This is a genomic window from Streptomyces sp. NBC_01454 (genome assembly GCF_036227565.1).
GTDB lineage: Bacteria > Actinomycetota > Actinomycetes > Streptomycetales > Streptomycetaceae > Streptomyces.
On record NZ_CP109460.1, the window covers coordinates 6266075 to 6283468 of the forward strand.

A 17394-nucleotide genomic window follows, 5' to 3' on the forward strand; every position below is an offset into this window, starting at 1 on the left:
CACGGCTCCCTCAGCTCCCCGCCGCGCAGGCAGACAGACCGGGCGCCCCCGGCCCTTCCCCCACGAGGGCCGGGGCGCCCTCCCACTCCCACAGCAGCAACTCGTTGCCGCCCTCGCGCAGCACCGGGCCGGGCACATACAGGGTCCGCTGCGGGCCGACCGACCGATACCGCCCCAGGCAGAACCCGTTGAGCCAGGCGAACCCGTGACGCCAGCCCGGCAGCGCGAGCTCCGCGTCCCCGGCCCGCCCGGCCACCGTCACCGTGCCCCGGTACAGCCCCGCGGCCCCACCGGCCTCCGCCACCCCACGGAACGGCACCTTCGCCACCGCCCCCGCCTCCTCCAGCGCGTCCAGCCGCAGCCCCCGCGACCGCACCCCGTGCAGATACTGCCGCTCGTGCAGCAGCCCGCCCACGATCCCCTTCGACTCGGCAAGCCGCGGCCCGTAGTTGACCCGCCCCAGCGACCCCACCCACAACTCCACCGATGCCGCCCCCGCCACCTCGCCGAGCAGCACCTCCCCGCCGTCCACCACGGCCCGGCGCTCCCCGTCGACGCACACCACCGCCCGGTCCCGCAGTCCCGTCACCCGCAGCGGATACCGGCCCCGCGACCCGGGCACCGTCACCTGATAGCGCACCACCCCCCGGTCCACGCCCAGCTCCTCGAACGTCGCCGGATGGCCCGCCTCGACCTCCGCACCGCCCAGCGCCGCCATCACCCCCTCCGCCGGCGCCCATCGGTCCACCACCGCGCGCGCCGGAGCCGACAGCACCGGCTCCGGTTCCGGCACTGGCGGCAGCGGCCCGTCCGCCCACTCGGCGAGCACCTCCCGGAACCGCCAGAACTTCTCCGTCGGCCGCCCCCGCTCGTCGACCGGTGCCCCGTAGTCGTACGAGGTGACCGTCGCCCGCAGCTCCCCGTCGTGCAGTGCACCCGACCGGTTGGCCCCCGCCCACCCGCCGAAGCTCGTCCCGCCGTGCGCCATATAGACATTGACCGATGCCCCGCACTCCAGGATCTCGCGCAGCGCCGCCGCCGCGTCCCGCGCGGAGCGCGGCGCCGGCGCCCGCCCCCAGTGCGCGAACCACCCGCACCAGAACTCCATGCACATCAGCGGCCCCGCCGGCCGGTGGCGCCGCAGCGCCGCGAACGCCTCCCGCGCGCCGGAACCGAAGTTGACGGTGGCCAGCGCCCCCGGCACCGACCCCGCGCCCAGCATGTGGTCCTCGGGCCCGTCCGACGTGCACAGCGGCACCCGCACCCCCCGCGCACGCAGCCGCTCCACCAGCCACTCCAGATACGCGCCGTCGCTGCCGTACGAGCCGTACTCGTTCTCCACCTGAACCATCAGCACCGGCCCGCCACCCGGGCCGCCGGGCCCCGATGCCGCTGTGCACTGACGCGCCACGACCTGCGGCAGCAATCGCTCCCACCAGCGGTCCACGGCCCGCAGATACCCCGCGTCCCGCGTCCGCACCCGCCGGCCCAGCGGCCCGGTCAGCCACTCCGGCAGCCCGCCGTTCTCCCACTCCGCGCAGATGTACGGCCCCGGGCGGACGATCGCCCACAGCCCCGCCGCCCGCACCGCGTCCAAAAACCGCCCCAGCACCTCCGGGTCCCTGAACTCCCCGGGCCGCGGCTCGTGCAGATTCCACGGCACATAGGTCTCCACACAGTTCAGGCCCATCGCCCGGAGCATCGCCAGCCGGTGGCCCCACTGCGCCTCGTGCACCCGGAAGTAGTGCAGCGCCCCGGACAGCAGCCGCACCGGCCGCCCGTCCAGCAGGAAGTCCCGCTCGCCCACCTCGAACCGCGTCACGTCACCCCGCCCTTGCGTCGTCTCCCGTGCGCCGCCGGCCCGGCGTGCCCGGTCTCCGGTCACCCTCGCCCTCTGGCGGTGTGACGGTCCATGGACAAAGATCGGATCTGTTTGGACGGTTGGACGGTTCGACGCAGCGGTACGGACAGGCCGTCGGCGACGGGAGGCCGGACGTGTACCACACCTGGATGCGGTACTTCACACCGAACCCGGTCCATCACCGGCTCGGCCTGGTGTGCCTGGGCGTCGGCCTTCAGCACGGCACCCTGCCCCCGGTCGGCCCGCGCACCCTCGACCACCACGTCGCCATCGTCATCAGCGCCGGCCGCGGCTGGTGCACCACCCCCGACGGCCGCCGCCACCCGGTCACCGCCCCCGCCCTCCTGTGGATCACACCGGGCGTGGAGCACCACTACGGGGCCGACCCCGAGACCGGCTGGGACGAAAGCTTCGTCGACTTCACCGGCCCCGCCGCCGAGACCTACACCGAACTCGGCTACATCGAACGGGACCGCCCCCTCGTCCCGCTCGCGGACACCGGCCCGGCGCGCGCGGCCGTGGGACGCATCGCCCGGGCCGCACGGCGCGGCAACCCCCTCCTGGAGGTGGAGACCTCCGCCGCCGTCCACGAACTCCTCGTCGTCCTGCGCCGGGCCCGGGCCGATACGGACGCCCGGGGCGAACCCGTCCTGACGGCGCTGGCCCGCGACGCGTTCCTGCCGCTCTCCGTCGCCGAGCACGCCGCCCGGCACGGCATGACCCCCGCGGAACTCCGCACGGCCGTCCGCCGCGGTGCCGGCTGCAGCCCCAAGGACTACCTGCTGGGGATCCGCCTGGGCCGCGCCAAGGAACTCCTCGCGGGAACCGAACTGCCGGTGGCCGCCGTGGCCCGCCGGGTCGGCTACGACGACCCGGCCTACTTCAGCCGCCTGTTCACCCGCCGCGTCGGCACCGCCCCGGTCCGCTTCCGCGACCACCAGGTCCACAGCGTGCCGGGCGGCTGGTCCACACAGATCCCCGACCCGGACGACCCACCGCTGGTCAGCGGCTGACCGGGGCCGCCGCCCGGGCCGGCCCGCCAAACCGCGTGCAGCCCGCACCGACCGTACGGCAGCATGACCCCATGCCCGCACTGCAGCGCGACGAGGCGCAGACCCGAGCCCGACTCATCGACGTCCACCACTACGACATCGCACTCGACCTCACCCGAGGCGCGGACCGGTTCGGGTCCCGTACGGTCATCCGGTTCACCGCACGCACCGCCGGCGACACCTTCGTCGAGGTCAAGCCCGACGAACTGCACTCCGCCACCCTTGACGGCCGTCCCCTGGACCCCGCCGCCCTGGACGACAACCGCCTCCCGCTCACCGGCCTGGCCCCCGGCGCCCACGAACTGCGCCTGGACACCACCATGCGCTACTCCCGCACCGGCGAGGGCATGCACCGCTTCACCGACCCCGCCGACGGCGAGAGCTACGTCTACACCCAGCTGTTCCTCGACGACATCCAACGTGTCTTCGGCGCCTTCGACCAGCCCGACCTCAAGGCCGTCTTCGCCCTCACCGTCACCGCCCCCACCGACTGGACCGTCCTCGGCAACGGCATCGCCACCCAGGGCGGCCCCGGCCACTGGACCCTCGCTCCCACCCCCCGCATCAGCACCTACCTCGTCGCCGTCGCCGCCGGCCCCTGGCACTCCCTGCGCACCGAACACGCCGGGCTGCCCTTCGGCCTCCACTGCCGCCGCTCGCTCGCCCCCCACCTCGACGCCGACGCCGAGGAACTCTTCGGCCTCACCCGCCGCTGCTTCGACCGCTACCACGAGATCTTCGAGGAGCCCTACCCCTTCGACTCCTACGACCAGGCGTTCGTCCCCGAATTCAACGCCGGCGCCATGGAGAACCCCGGACTGGTCACCTTCCGCGACGAGTTCGTCTACCGCTCGGCGGTCACCGACACCGAACGCCAGACCCGCGGCATGGTCATCTCCCACGAAATGGCCCACATGTGGTTCGGCGACCTGGTCACCCTCCAGTGGTGGGACGACATCTGGCTCAACGAGTCCTTCGCCGAATACATGGGCTACCAGGTCCTGTCCGAGGCCACCCGCTTCACCGACACCTGGACCGACTTCGCCGTCGCCCGCAAGGGCTGGGGCTACGACGCCGACCAGCGGCCCTCCACCCACCCCGTCGCCCCCGCCCCCGATGATGTCCCCGACACCGCCTCCGCCCTCCTCAACTTCGACGGCATCTCCTACGCCAAGGGCGCCTCCGCCCTGCGCCAGCTCGTCGCCTGGATGGGGGAGAAAGACTTTCTCGCCGGCATCAACGACCACTTCGCCCGGCACCGCTTCGGCAACGCCACCCTCGCCGACTTCATCGACTCCCTCGGCCGCGCCACCGACCGCGACGTCCACGCCTGGGCCCAGCACTGGCTGCGCACCACCGGAGTCGACACCCTCACCCCCGAGCCCGGCACCACCGACGGCTCCTGGCACGTCGACGTCCACCACAGCGGCAGCCGCCCGCACCGCATCGCGGTCGGCGCCTACGACCAGGACCTCACCGACCCCGGCCGCCGCGTCCTGCGCGACCGCTTCGCGCTCGACATCCCCGCCGAGGAGGGCCGCACCCGCCGCGCCTTCCCCAAGCCCACCCCCGACCTGCTCGTCCTCAACGACGGCGACCTCACCTACGCCAAGGTCCGCTTCGACCCCGCCTCCTGGCAGACCGTCGCCCGCTCCCTGTCCGGCCTGCCCGACCCGCTCACCCGCGCCGTCGTCTGGAACGCCGCCCGCGACATGGTCCGCGACGGCGCCCTTGCCCCCACCGCCTACCTCGACGCCGCCCGCACCCACCTCCCGCACGAAACCGACCTCGCGATCATCCAGGGCGTCCTCGCCTTCGCCCGCACCCAGATCGCCGACCACTACCTCCCCTCCGCCGACCGCCACACCGCCCTGACCACCCTCACCGCCCTCAGCCGCGACATCCTCCGCCGCACCGAAGGCCCCGCACACGGCGCCGAGGCAGGCCTCAGGCTCACCGCCGTACGGGCCTTCATCGACAGCGCCACCACCCCCGAAGGGCTCCAGGACTGGCTCGACGACGGCAGCGTCCCCGGCGGCCCCCACCTCGACCCCGAACTGCGCTGGCGCATCCTCGGCCGGCTCGCCACCCTCGGCGCCGCCCCCACCGACGAACTCCGCACGGCCATCGACGCCGAACTCACCCGCGACCCCGGCGCCACCGGCCGCGAAGGCGCCGCCCGCTGCCGCGCCGCCCTCCCCGACCCCGCCGCCAAACAGGCCGCCTGGGACGCCCTGTTCACCACCGACGAGACCGGCGAGAAACCAGCCCTGTCCAACTACCTCTTCATCGCCACCGCGGGCGGCTTCTGGGCACCCGAACAGCACGAGCTGCTGCGCCCCTACGTGGCCCGCTACTTCGACGAGGTCCCCGCCCTCGCCGCCGCGCGCGGCCCCGCCCTCGCCGCCGCCGCCGGCCGCCATGCCTTCCCCGCCACCTTCGTCGAGGAGGAGACCCTGCGCCGGGGAGAGGCCTGCCTCGCCGACGGAGACCCGCCCTCCGCCCTGCGCCGCAAGCTCGTCGACCAGCTCGACGACCTGCGGCGGGCGCTGAGGATACGCGCGACGGCCGACGGCGGCCGGTAACCGCCGCCCGGCACCCACGGGTGCCGCCGGACCGGCAGCCGGCGGCACCCGCACCTCCGCGGTAAACATCCGTACCACTTACGGGTGGTATGACCGCAAGCAGTGGATACGTGCTGTACAGGGAAAGTAATTTAGGGCCGCCTTCAAGGGCTCGTCCGCATGGGACCGCCCCAACTCTCCTGACAGAAGAGCACATTGATGTCTGTGCCCCCTGCCGGCACCGCCCTCGCAGGCGGCACCAACGGCCCCCGCGCACTGCGCCCCCTCCTCGACACCGTCCTCGACGCCCTCACCACCGGCGCCGAGGACCGTGCCGGCCCCCTCCCGCCCGGCGGCCCCGACGCCGTCACCCGCGCCGTACGCGACGCCTGCCACCCCCTCCTCCCCGCGCACGGCACCGGCCCGCACGCCGCCCTGCGCACCCTCGTCCACACCCTGGCCGCCGGCGCCGCCGACCCCGCCGACCCGCACTGCGCCGCCCACCTGCACTGCCCGCCCCTCGCCCTCGCCGCCGCCGCGGACCTCGCCGCCGCCGCCCTCAACCCCTCCATGGACTCCTGGGACCAGGCCCCCGCCGCCTCCGCCCTGGAAGCCCTCACCGGCCACGCACTCGCCGCACTCGTCTACCCCCGGGCCACCGCCCCCGACGCCCTGGTCACCACCGGCGGCACCGAATCCAACCAACTCGCCCTGCTCCTCGCCCGCGAGGCCGCCGCGGCCGACCACCCCACCGCCGGCCCCCTCCAGATCATCTGCGGCGCCAACGCCCACCACAGCATCCACCGCTCCGCCTGGCTCCTCGGCCTCCCCGAACCCCTCACCCTCCCCACCCCCGACGGCACCCTCACCCCCGACACCGTCCACACCTGCCTGGCCAACCTCGCCGGACGCACCGGCCCCCTCCTCCTCACCGCCACCGCAGGCACCACCGACACCGGCGCCATCGACCCCCTCCCCGCCCTCGCCGACCTCGCCGAACGCCACGGCACCCGCTTCCACATCGACGCCGCCTACGGCGGAGCCCTGCTCTTCAGCGACACCCACGCCGCCGCCCTCGACGGCCTCGACCGCGCCCACACCGTCGCCCTCGACCTGCACAAACTCGGCTGGCAACCGGTCGCCGCCGGCCTCCTCGCCGTCCCCGGCCCCCACACCCTGACCCCCCTCACCCACCAGGCCGACTACCTCAACGCCGACGACGACACCGAAGCCGGCCTCCCCGACCTCCTCAGCCGCTCCCTGCGCACCACCCGCCGCCCCGACATCCTCAAAATCGCCGTCACCCTCAAAGCCCTCGGCCGCCACGGCCTCGGCGACCTCATCGACCGCACCCTCGCCGCCGCCGCCACCCTCGCCGACCTCATCGAGGCCCACCCCCGCTACGAACTCCACTCCCGTCCCACCCTCAGCACCGTCCTCTTCCGCCCCACCGGCATCACCGACACCGCCCTCGCCACCATCCGGCGCACCCTGCTCATCGACGGCCGCGCCGTCCTCGGCCGCGCCACCACCCCCACCGGGCTCTGGCTCAAAGCCACCCTCCTCAACCCCCACACCCAACCCGGAGACCTCACCACCCTGCTCACCCTCGTGGAAGGCCAGACCCTCCGATGACGCACACCCCGCCCCGTCAAGCGCCCCACACCACCGACACCACGGGCACCACCGCCCCCGACGAACCCCTGGACCTCATCGGCATCGGCATCGGCCCCTTCAACCTCTCCCTCGCCGCCCTCGCCCACCCCCTCACCCACCTCCGCACCGCCTTCTACGACCAGCGCCCCGCCTTCCAATGGCACCCCGGCCTCCTCATCGACGGCACCACCCTCCAAGTCCCCTTCCTCGCCGACCTCGTCACCCTCGCCGACCCCGCCAGCCCCTGGAGCTTCCTCAACTACCTCAAAACCCGCGAACGCCTCTTCCCCTTCTACTTCGCCGAACGCTTCCACCTCCACCGCGCCGAATACGACGCCTACTGCCGCTGGGTCAGCGAAAACCTCCCCGCCCTCCACTTCGGCCACCAGATCGACGCCGTCCGCTGGAACCCCGAACGCGACGCCTTCGAAGTCGACTTCACCCAACTCGACCCCGACGGCGAAGCCCAGGCCCTCGGCCGCACCTACGCCCGCAACCTCGTCCTCGGCATCGGCACCGCCCCCCACGTCCCCGTCCCCCTGCGCCCCCTCGCCGAAGCCTCCGCCGTCCCCGTCATCCACTCCGCCGAGTACCTCGAACACCGCGACCGCCTGCTCGCCGCCGACCGCCTCACCGTCATCGGCGCCGGCCAGTCCGGCGCGGAAATCTTCCTCGACCAGCTCCGCGCCCGCCCCGCCGGCCGCGAAGGCCTCCACTGGCTCGCCCGCACCCCCGCCTTCGCCCCCATGGAATACAGCAAAATCGGCCTCGAACACTTCACCCCCGACTACACCCGCTACTTCCACGCCCTCCCCGAACGCGTCCGCGACGCCCTCGTCCCCAGCCAGTGGCAGCTCCACAAAGCCATCGACCACGACACCCTCGCCGCCATCCACGACGAGCTCTACCGCCGCACCCTCGACGGCGGCTGGCCCGACGCCACCCTCACCCCCGGCGTCTGCGTACGCACCGCAGGACGCGTCGGCACCACCAGAGTCGAACTCCACCTCGACCACACCCAGCAAGGCACCCGCTCCCGCCTCACCACCGACGCCGTCGTCCTCGCCACCGGCTACCGCGAACGCCGCATCGACACCCTCCTCGCCGCCCTCGACCCCTACGTACGCCGCGACTCCTCCGAACGCCCCCGCATCGACGCCGACCACCGCCTGCTCCTCGACCCCTCCGTCACCGGCGCCGTCTACGTCCAGAACGCCGAAACCCACACCCACGGCGTCGGCACCCCCGACCTCGGCCTCGCCGCCTGGCGCAGCGCCACCATCCTCAACTCCCTCACCGACAGCACCCCCTACCCCCTCCCCACCCGCACCGCCTTCACCACCTTCGGCCTTCCACAGGCCCCCACCGGACGCACCGGCACCGTCCCCCGCCAGGGCTCCACCCTCGTCCCCCGCGGCTGACTCAGCGGCGGCGATGCCCCGGCACCGCCGCCGCCCCGGACCCCGACCACACCGACGCCGGCCCCACCGCCTCCGCCGCCCCACAGCACCCCGGCCACGACCCCACCGCCCGCCCGCATGTGCCACCCTTCACCCCCACACCCGCCCCACCACCGCGGAGGCACCCATGACCGACCCCACCGGCACCACCCCCCTCCCCGCCCTTCCCTACGGCACCCCCGACACCCCCCGCCTCGCCGTACGCGGCGAAGCCCGCCTCGAAGTCGACCCCGAAATCGCCCGCATCGCCGTCACCGTCAGCGCCCGCGGCACCGACCGCAGCGCCGCCCTCACCGACCTCACCCGCCGCAACGAACAAGCCCTCACCCTCATCAAGACCTACGGCGACGCCATCGAAAACCTCGAAACCGGCACCTTCAGCCTCACCCCACAACTCACCGAAAAAGGCCGCCACGAACGCATCCGCGCCTACCACGGACGCGTCACCCACACCGCCACCCTCAACGACTTCACCACCCTCGGCGAACTCACCACCCGCCTCGCCGACCTCGACCTCACCCGCGTCGACGGCCCCTGGTGGGCACTGCGCCCCGACTCGCCCGCCCACCGCGCCGCCCGCACCCAGGCCGTCCACGAAGCCGTCCAGCGCGCCCGCGAATACGCCGAAGCCGTCGGCGCCCGCCTCGACGCCCTCCTCGAAATCGCCGACCTCGGCGCCGACAACGCCGCCCCCACCGCCGGCCCCGCCCTGCGCTCCGCCCCCGGCTACGGCGCCCCCGCCCAGGAAGCCGCCCCCGCCCTCGACCTCGAACCCCAGCGCCAGACCGTCCACGCCAGCGTCAACGCCCGCTTGACGATGACCCGCCCCGCACTGTGAGACCACCCCGCGCGAGGGCGGTATTCCGCTCATAGGAGCGGGGTCGCGCGCATTCCAAGACTTGTCAACAGCCCTTCATCAAGCCCTCGTTGAGCCGACACTTTCCTACCGTTCCCTACCGCCCGGTAAGTCATAGAGTCGACACATGCGCCGAGCAAAAATCGTCTGCACACTGGGCCCCGCCACCGACTCCTACGAGCAGATCAAAGCCCTCGTGGACGCCGGAATGGACATCGCCCGCTGCAACCTCAGCCACGGCACCCACGCCGACCACGAAACACGCGTCGACCGGGTCCGCAAAGCAGCCGAGGAATCCTGCCGCAGCGTCGGCATCCTCGCCGACCTTCAAGGCCCGAAAATCCGACTCGGCCGATTCCGCGAAGGCCCCGTACTTCTCGAACGCGGCGACGAGTTCACGATCACCGTCGAACCCGCCGTGGAAGGCGACCGCCAGATCTGCGGCACCACCTACGACGGCCTCGCCAACGACGTCACCACCGGCGAACGCATCCTCGTCGACGACGGCAAAGTCACCCTCGAGGTCACCGGCGTCGACGGACCCCGCGTCCGCACCAAGGTCATCGAAGGCGGCATGGTCTCCGACCACAAGGGCCTCAACCTCCCCGGCGTCGCCGTCTCCGTCCCCGCCCTCTCCGAAAAGGACCAGGACGACCTCCGCTGGGCCCTGCGCTACGGCGCCGACATCATCGCCCTCTCCTTCGTCCGCAGCGGCCGCGACATCGAAGACGTCCACCGCATCATGCGCGAGGAGAACCGCACCCTCCCGGTCATCGCCAAGATCGAAAAACCCCAGGCCGTCGACCACATCGACGACATCGTCGCCGCCTTCGACGGCATCATGGTCGCCCGCGGCGACCTCGGCGTCGAAATGCCCCTCGAAACCGTCCCGATCGTCCAGAAGCGCGCCATCAAACTCGCCAAGCGCAACGCCAAACCCGTCATCGTCGCCACCCAGATGCTCGACTCGATGATCGACAACTCCCGCCCCACCCGCGCCGAGGCCTCCGACGTCGCCAACGCCGTCATCGACGGCACCGACGCCGTCATGCTCTCCGGCGAAACCAGCGTCGGCAGCTACCCCACCGAAACCGTCCGGACCATGAGCCGCATCGTCGAAGCCGCCGAGGAGGACGTCCTCGCCAAGGGCCTCCCGCCGCTCACCGAAACCAACAAGCCCCGCACCCAAGGCGGCGCCGTCGCCCGCGCCGCAGCCGAAATGGGCGACTTCCTCGGCGCCAAGTTCCTCGTCGCCTTCACCCAGTCCGGCGACACCGTCCGCCGCCTCTCCCGCTACCGCTCACCCATCCCCCTGCTGGCCTTCACCCCCGACCCGGCCACCCGCGCCCAACTCAACGTCAGCTGGGGCGTGGAGACCTTCCTCGGCCCGACCGTCAACTCCACCGACGAGATGGTCGCCCAGGTCGACGAGCACCTCCTCGCCCTCGGCCGCTGCCAGAAGGGCGACGTCGTCATCATCACCGCCGGCTCCCCGCCCGGCGTCCCCGGCTCCACCAACCTCGTCCGCGTCCACCACATCGGCGAGGACGACTCCCCGAAGTAAGCCCCACCGCACCACCCCCGAACCCGCTGGCCCGAGGTGCCTGACTGCCGTCCCTGTCAGTGCTTCGGCCCGATGTGTTGATCCATGAGGGCGACGGAGGCCTTGCGGGCGACGGAGATGTTGAACGGGTCGCTGCCGCGGGCGAGGGTCGTCCACTCGACCCCGACCTTCGTGAGGGTGTCCGAGCAGAGCCTGCGGATGTCGTCGGACTTGTTGCTGAAGAAGTACCGCGGGTATTTGTAGCGCTTGCGCTCGCCGCCTACGAGCCGGGTGGTCCAATTGGTGATCCGGCAACCGTCGGAGTGGATCAGCCCGCGGATGAACTCCCACGGGTGTGCGTCCACGATCTGCGGTTGCCAGGGTTCGAGGATGATCGGTCGCTCGCGCTTCTTGCCCTCGCCGTGCTGGGGGAACATGCACCATAAGTGCTTCGAGTGGACCTTCACGTTGTGGCAGCCGGCCCTTCTGACGCGGCACACGGAGTTGTCCGGGAAGACTGCGCGCATTGCGGTTTCGCAGGCGTCCATCAGGCCGGGCCAGTCGTCGCCGCACGTGATCATGAGACTCGGTACGCGGTGCGTCGAGTGCCGGATGACGTGTCCGTCGCCGAGATAGAGGGCCAAGAGGTAGGAGTAGGCCGCCGCGTCGAGGTCGCGTCCGTCGCAGCGTGGGCATGTGGGGTGGTGGGCGCCCGGGCACTCTCCGCGCTTGGCGCGGTCCAGGTGTCGCCAATAGCCGACGGTGCCGAGGGGAACACCCAGCGCGCGGGCGACATCCGCGTTCCTGGCTCCCGCGCGGAGCTGGGCAATTGCCTTGTGTCGCACGCCTGCGCCATGAAGGATCATGGCATTACTGTGCGTATCCGTCGGCGGCGTGGAGTGAAAACGGAGCGAATTCACGAGAACGTGAGACTCCACTCAGATGAGAAAGTGCCGGGTATGGGATTCGAACCCACATGCCCTTTCGGACAGAGGCTTTTGAGGCCTCCGCGTCAACCAGTTGCGCCAACCCGGCCAGGTTGCTCGGCAGAAGTGTACCGGGTGAACAGACAGCAGTGCAGCTAGGTAGGCTGCAATGGCACCACCTGCCTGAACGAGGAGTCCCGTGAGCGCCGCCGAGCCCGAGCAGCCCACCGCCGATGACGATCAGTCGCACGTCCCGCCGCTGACCACGCGCGTCGTGATCGCCGAGGACGAGGCCCTCATCCGTCTCGATCTCAAAGAGATGCTGGAGGAGGAGGGCTACACCGTCGTGGGCGAGGCCGGCGACGGTCAGACGGCCGTCGAGCTGGCCCGGGAGCACCGCCCCGATCTGGTGATCCTGGATGTGAAGATGCCGGTGCTGGACGGTATCTCGGCGGCCGAGGTGATCGCCGAGGAGAGCATCGCGCCGGTGCTGATGCTGACCGCGTTCTCGCAACGTGAGCTGGTGGAGCGGGCGCGGGACGCGGGGGCGATGGCGTATCTGGTGAAGCCGTTCTCGAAGACGGATGTGGTTCCGGCGATCGAGATGGCGGTGAGCCGGTTCACCGAGCTGAAGACGCTGGAGCAGGAGGTCGAGGACCTCACCCAGCGGCTGGAGACGCGGAAGCTGGTGGACCGGGCCAAGAGCGTGCTGCAGACGCAGTACGGGCTGACGGAGCCGGCGGCGTTCCGGTGGATCCAGAAGACGTCGATGGACCGCCGGCTGTCGATGCAGCAGGTGGCGGAGGCGGTCATCGAGGACGCCGAGGAGAAGAAGCAGCAGAAGAAGGATCAGTAGCTGCGCGGAGTGTGGGAGCGGCCCCGTACCGGTTGACCGGTGCGGGGCCGCTTGCGTGGTGGGGGTGTGGGGTCAGTCCTCGCCGAGGTAGGCCTTGCGGACGGATTCGTCGTGGAGGAGGGAGCGGCCGCTGCCGGAGAGGACGATGCGGCCGATTTCCATGACGTGTCCTTGGTCAGCGAGGGAGAGCGCGGCCTGGGCGTTCTGTTCGACGAGGAGGATGGTGGTGCCTTGTGAGCGGAGTTCGCGGATGGTTTCCATGATCTTCTGCATCATGATCGGGGAGAGGCCCATGGAGGGTTCGTCGAGCATGAGGAGTTTGGGGCGCGACATCAGGGCGCGGCCCATGGCGAGCATTTGCTGTTCGCCGCCGGAGAGGGTGCCGGAGGCTTGTTTGCTGCGTTCGCCGAGGATGGGGAAGAGTTCGTAGACGCGTTGGATGTCGGCGTCGATGCCGGCGGTGTCCTTGCGGAGGAAGGCGCCGAGCTTGAGGTTTTCGGCGATGGTGAGGCGGGGGAAGAGGCGGCGGCCTTCGGGGGAGTGGGCGAGGCCGCGTTCGACGATTTTGTGGGCGGGGACGCCGTTGAGGGGTTCGCCGTCGAAGGTGATTTTTCCGGCGAGGGGCTTGAGGAGGCCGGAGAGGGTGCGCAGGGTGGTGGTTTTGCCGGCGCCGTTGGTGCCGATGAGGGTGACGGCTTCGCCTGCTTCGACGGAGAAGGAGATGCCTTTGACGGCTTCGATCTTGCCGTAGGCGACGCGGAGGTCCTCGACTTCGAGCAGTGCGGTCATGGGGTGTCTCCGGTGGGTCCCTGGGCCGGCCGGTCTGCCGGGGCCGTGGCGTCGGGGGCGGGGTCGGCTGCGGGGGTGCCGTCCGGGCCTGTGGCGTCTGCGGCGTCCGGGGCGTCCGTGGTGTCGGCGGTGGGTGGGGTGTCCCCGGTGGGTGCGGGGGTGTCCGTGTCGTCGGGTGGGGTGTCGTCGTCGAGGGGGGTGCCCAGGTAGGCGGCGATGACGCGGTCGTCGGCCTGGACGATTTCCGCGGTGCCTTCGACGAGTTTCTGGCCCTGGACGAGGACGGCGACGCGGTCGCAGAGGTTGAAGATGAAGCGCATGTCGTGCTCGATGACGAGGACGGCGGTGCCCTGGGCGCGGATGGCGAGGACGAGGTCCTGGGTGGCGCGGGTTTCCTGGGGGTTCATGCCGGCGGTGGGTTCGTCCAGGAGCAGGAGTCCTGGTTCGCTGGCGAGGGCGCGGGCGATTTCGAGCTTGCGTTGTTCGCCGTAGGGGAGGTTGCGGGCGAGGTGGTCGCGTTTGTGTGCGAGGCCGGTGAACTCCAGGAGTTCCATGGCGCGTTCCTCGCTGGTGCGTTCCGCTTTTTTGAAGCCGGGGCCGCGGAGCAGGGCTGACCAGAGGCCTTCTTTGGTGCGGGTGTGGCGTCCGACGAGGACGTTTTCGAGGACGGTCATGTTGGCGAAGAGGCGGATGTTCTGGAAGGTGCGGGCGACGCCGGCCTGGGTGACGAGGTGGGGTTTGCGGGAGAGTCGGGTGCCGCGGTAGCTGACGGTGCCTTCGGTGGGCACGTAGAGGCCGGTGAGGCAGTTGAAGAAGGTGGTTTTGCCGGCGCCGTTGGGTCCTATGAGGCCGACGATTTCGCCGCTGCCGACGGTGAGGTCGACGCCGCGTACGGCGGTGAGTCCGCCGAAGCGCATGGTGACGCCGTCGGCGCGCAGGATGGTGTCGCCCTCGGTGGTGGTGGCGGTGGCGTTGGGTGATGTGGTCATGGTCCTCACGCCTTTGCCTTGGTGACGCCGAGGGTGGCGTCGGTGTCGGGGAGGCGCTGGTCGGGCACGTCGAGCTGGCCGGTTTCGTGGAATTCCAGCTGTTTGCGGCGGTCGGGGATGAGTCCTTCGGGCCGGAAGCGCATGAGGAGGACGAGGGCGATGCCGAACAGCAGGAGTTGGTAGTCCTGGAGGAAGTCGAGTTTGGCGGGGATGAGGAAGAGGAGGGCGGCGCCGACGAGGGGTCCGCTGAGGGTGCCCATGCCGCCGAGGATGACGGCGGCGAGCAGGAAGGCGGAGTTGGGGGGCTGGGGGCCGGCGAACTGGAACTGTTCGGGGGTGGCGGTGGTGACGACGTGGGCGTGGACGGTGCCGGCGAGTCCGGCCAGGGCGGCGCCGAGGGCGAAGGCGAGCAGGCGGAGGCGGAAGCTGTTGATGCCCATGGCGACGGCGGCGGTCTCGTCCTCGCGGATGGCGATCCAGGCGCGGCCGATGCGGGAGGCGGCGGCGCGTCGGAAGACGAGGACGACGAAGGCGGTCACGAGGATCATCAACAGGTAGTAGTTGCCGTAGGTGGCGATGGGGATGCCGAGGATGGTGTGGGGTTCGCCGAAGTTGAAGCCGAAGATTTCGAGGTTGGGGATGTTGGGGATGCCCATGGCGCCGTTGGTGATGTCGGGGCCGGTGGTGCCGTTGAGGTTGAGCATGGCGATGCGGAAGATCTCACCGAAGCCGAGGGTGACGATGGCGAGGTAGTCGCCGCGCAGGCGGAGGGTGGGGGCGCCGATGAGGACGCCGAAGACGAGGGAGGCGGCGGCTCCGGTGAGGAGGGCGGCCCAGAAGGGGAAGTGGACGCCCAGGGCGGATTCGGCGGAGCCGGAGACGAGGGCGGCGGCGTAGGCGCCGACGCCGAGGAAGGCGACGTAGCCGAGGTCGAGGAGGCCGGCGAGGCCGACGACGACGTTGAGGCCCAGGGCGACGGTGGCGAAGATCAGGATGTTGGCCCCGATGATCGTGTACTGGTCGGTGTCCTGGGTGAAGGGGAAGCAGGCGGCGGAGAGGAAGGCCGCGCCGAGGGCGACGCCGCGGTGGGCGCGGGTCAGTGCGGTCAGGCGCGCGATGAGTCCGGCCCGGTTGAGGGCGGGGACGGCGAGCACCATGAAGAGCAGGTAGCCGACGAAGGGGGCGCCGTCGTCGGTGTCGATGCCGTAGGTGAAGGCGAGCAGGCCGGCGGCGAAGGCGGCGGCGATGATCAGGATCTCGGCCCAGGAGGGGAGTTCGCGGGTGCGGCGCCGGACGGGGGTGGCGGCGAGGACCGAGGTGAAGCGCTGCCAGGGGCCGGCGGGTGGGGTGTCGCCGGGGGTGTCCGGGGGGAGGGCGAGGGCGGCGAGGAGGGTGATCAGGGAGGCGATGCCGGCGAGGAGGCCGCCGGGTTCGAGGTTGATCAGGCCGCCGAGTTGGATGGCGATGGCGATCAGGGTGAACCACGTCGCGGCGAAGGTGGCCAGGGCGGCGAGGAGGGTGGGGGCGTTGCGTCCTGCGGGGGTGAGCCAGCGCAGTCCGCGGATGCCGAGTGCGGAGGTGGCGAGGAGGAGGGTGAGGAGGCCGCCGAAGAGGGTGATGAGCTGGAGGCCGGCGGGGGAGAGGCTGTAGGTGAGGTCGCCGGGGAAGTCGCTGCTCCAGGTCCAGGCGAGGCCGGTGGAGAGGGCGGTGACGAGGGCGCCTGCGGCGGTGGTGAGGCGGGCGGTGCGTTCGGGGAGGGGGAGCAGGCCGCGCGCGGGGGTTGTGGTGGTGTCTGTGGTCATCGCTATCACGCCCGATCCGCGACACGTTCGCCCAGGAGGCCCTGTGGTCTGAGCAGGAGTACGAGGATGAGGAGGACGAACGCCCAGACGTCCTTCCAGGCTCCGCCGCCGAATTGCTCCATGCCCGGTATTTCTTCGATGTAGGCGGTGGCGAGGGCTTCGGCGATGCCGAGGACGACGCCGCCGAGCATGGCGCCGTAGATGTTGCCGATGCCGCCGAGGACGGCGGCGGTGAAGGCCTTGAGGCCCATGATGAAGCCCATGCGGAACTGGACCTCGCCGGTGCGCAGTCCGTAGGCGACGGCGGCGACGCCGGCGAAGGCGGCGCCGATGGCGAAGGCGAGGACGATGATGCGGTCGGTGTTGATGCCCATGAGTTTGGCGGTGTCGGGGTCCTGCGCGGTGGCCTGCATGGCGCGGCCGCTGCGGGTCTTGGCGACGAAGAAGCCGAGGGCGATCATGCAGGCGGGTGCGGCGATGAGGACGAAGATGTCGCCGCGCTGGACGGTGGCACCGAGGATGTCGAAGGAGTGGCCCTTGAACTGGGGGAAGACCCGGGCCTGTTTGCCGTCGGGGTACCACTTCCAGATGGCCTGCTGGAGCGCGATGGACAGGCCGATGGCGGTGATGAGGGGGGCGAGGCGGGGGGCGCCGCGCAGCGGGCGGTAGGCGAAACGTTCCGCTGCGATGCCGACGAGGACGGATACGGCGATGCCGCCGAGGAGCATGATCGGCAGTGCGAGGGCGAGCGAGGTGCCGGCGGGGAGCGCGAGGAAGACGCTGAGCGCCCCGAAGCCGCCGACCATGAAGATCTCGCCGTGGGCGAAGTTGATGAGCTGGACAATTCCGTAGACCATCGTGTAGCCGATCGCGATGAGACCGTACATCGCGCCGAGGATGAGTCCGTTGGCCAGCTGTTGCGGCAGTTCACTCACCGCAGGGCCTCCGTTGCATGGGAGTTACGGGGTTCCGGGCTGCCCCGGTGTGCCGCGGGCCGCGCCAGGGGGCGTGGTGCGTCCTGGCGCGGCCCGGGGTGTCGG

Annotated in this window: 13 protein-coding genes and 1 tRNA gene; 7 read left to right on the forward strand and 7 right to left on the reverse strand. The window is 71.3% G+C overall.

Annotation, left to right across the window (positions count from 1 at the left end):
* Positions 1 to 10: 10 nt before the first annotated feature.
* A complete protein-coding gene (locus tag OIU81_RS27725) occupies positions 11 to 1822 on the reverse strand; it encodes a glycoside hydrolase family 35 protein (RefSeq protein ID WP_329152078.1) in 1812 nt (603 codons plus the stop codon).
* A gap of 173 nt (positions 1823 to 1995) precedes the next feature.
* Here OIU81_RS27725 and OIU81_RS27730 point away from each other — a divergent pair, with 173 nt between their 5' ends.
* From OIU81_RS27730 to pyk, 6 genes are all read left to right on the forward strand, one after another.
* Positions 1996 to 2874, forward strand: a complete 879-nt coding sequence (locus OIU81_RS27730; RefSeq protein ID WP_329152080.1) for a helix-turn-helix domain-containing protein — start codon at positions 1996 to 1998, stop codon at positions 2872 to 2874.
* A 71-nt stretch (positions 2875 to 2945) separates the two neighbouring features.
* Complete coding sequence (gene pepN / locus OIU81_RS27735; protein ID WP_329152081.1) at positions 2946 to 5498, forward strand: aminopeptidase N; 2553 nt, start codon at positions 2946 to 2948, stop codon at positions 5496 to 5498.
* A gap of 198 nt (positions 5499 to 5696) precedes the next feature.
* Positions 5697 to 7112: a pyridoxal phosphate-dependent decarboxylase family protein gene (locus tag OIU81_RS27740; RefSeq protein ID WP_329152083.1), complete on the forward strand. Its 1416-nt coding sequence runs from the start codon at positions 5697 to 5699 to the stop codon at positions 7110 to 7112.
* Positions 7109 to 8554 carry a lysine N(6)-hydroxylase/L-ornithine N(5)-oxygenase family protein gene (locus OIU81_RS27745; RefSeq protein WP_329152085.1) on the forward strand — a complete coding sequence of 482 codons (1446 nt, stop codon included), beginning with the start codon at positions 7109 to 7111 and terminating at the stop codon, positions 8552 to 8554. Before OIU81_RS27740 ends, OIU81_RS27745 begins: the two co-directional genes overlap by 4 nt.
* A gap of 166 nt (positions 8555 to 8720) precedes the next feature.
* Entirely contained in the window at positions 8721 to 9431 is a 711-nt protein-coding gene (locus tag OIU81_RS27750; RefSeq protein ID WP_329152087.1) for an SIMPL domain-containing protein, read from the forward strand.
* A gap of 145 nt (positions 9432 to 9576) precedes the next feature.
* Positions 9577 to 11013 (forward strand): pyruvate kinase, encoded by a 1437-nt coding sequence (pyk, locus tag OIU81_RS27755; RefSeq protein WP_329152089.1) that lies wholly within the window; start codon positions 9577 to 9579, stop codon positions 11011 to 11013.
* A 56-nt stretch (positions 11014 to 11069) separates the two neighbouring features.
* Here the strand turns inward: pyk and OIU81_RS27760 are convergent, their stop codons facing one another.
* Both OIU81_RS27760 and OIU81_RS27765 read right to left on the reverse strand, forming a co-directional pair.
* A complete protein-coding gene (locus OIU81_RS27760; protein WP_329152091.1) occupies positions 11070 to 11858 on the reverse strand; it encodes a helix-turn-helix domain-containing protein in 789 nt (262 codons plus the stop codon).
* A gap of 85 nt (positions 11859 to 11943) precedes the next feature.
* A tRNA-Leu gene (locus tag OIU81_RS27765) sits at positions 11944 to 12027 on the reverse strand.
* Between the two features lie 90 nt (positions 12028 to 12117).
* Between OIU81_RS27765 and OIU81_RS27770 the strand changes: the two genes are divergently transcribed.
* Positions 12118 to 12774: an ANTAR domain-containing response regulator gene (locus OIU81_RS27770; RefSeq protein WP_329152093.1), complete on the forward strand. Its 657-nt coding sequence runs from the start codon at positions 12118 to 12120 to the stop codon at positions 12772 to 12774.
* Positions 12775 to 12846: 72 nt separating this feature from the next.
* On the opposite strand, the gene OIU81_RS27775 is transcribed toward OIU81_RS27770, so the two are convergent.
* The 4 genes from OIU81_RS27775 to OIU81_RS27790 are packed head-to-tail and all read right to left on the reverse strand — an operon-like array spanning position 12847 to position 17289.
* Positions 12847 to 13563, reverse strand: a complete 717-nt coding sequence (locus tag OIU81_RS27775; protein ID WP_329152094.1) for an ABC transporter ATP-binding protein — start codon at positions 13561 to 13563, stop codon at positions 12847 to 12849.
* Positions 13560 to 14552, reverse strand: a complete 993-nt coding sequence (locus OIU81_RS27780; RefSeq protein ID WP_329152096.1) for an ABC transporter ATP-binding protein — start codon at positions 14550 to 14552, stop codon at positions 13560 to 13562. The genes OIU81_RS27775 and OIU81_RS27780 overlap by 4 nt, the downstream gene beginning before the upstream one ends.
* Before the next feature lie 5 nt (positions 14553 to 14557).
* Entirely contained in the window at positions 14558 to 16354 is a 1797-nt protein-coding gene (locus OIU81_RS27785; protein WP_329152098.1) for a branched-chain amino acid ABC transporter permease, read from the reverse strand.
* 5 nt (positions 16355 to 16359) lie between these two features.
* Positions 16360 to 17289, reverse strand: a complete 930-nt coding sequence (locus OIU81_RS27790; RefSeq protein WP_235450731.1) for a branched-chain amino acid ABC transporter permease — start codon at positions 17287 to 17289, stop codon at positions 16360 to 16362.
* Positions 17290 to 17394 lie beyond the last annotated feature (105 nt).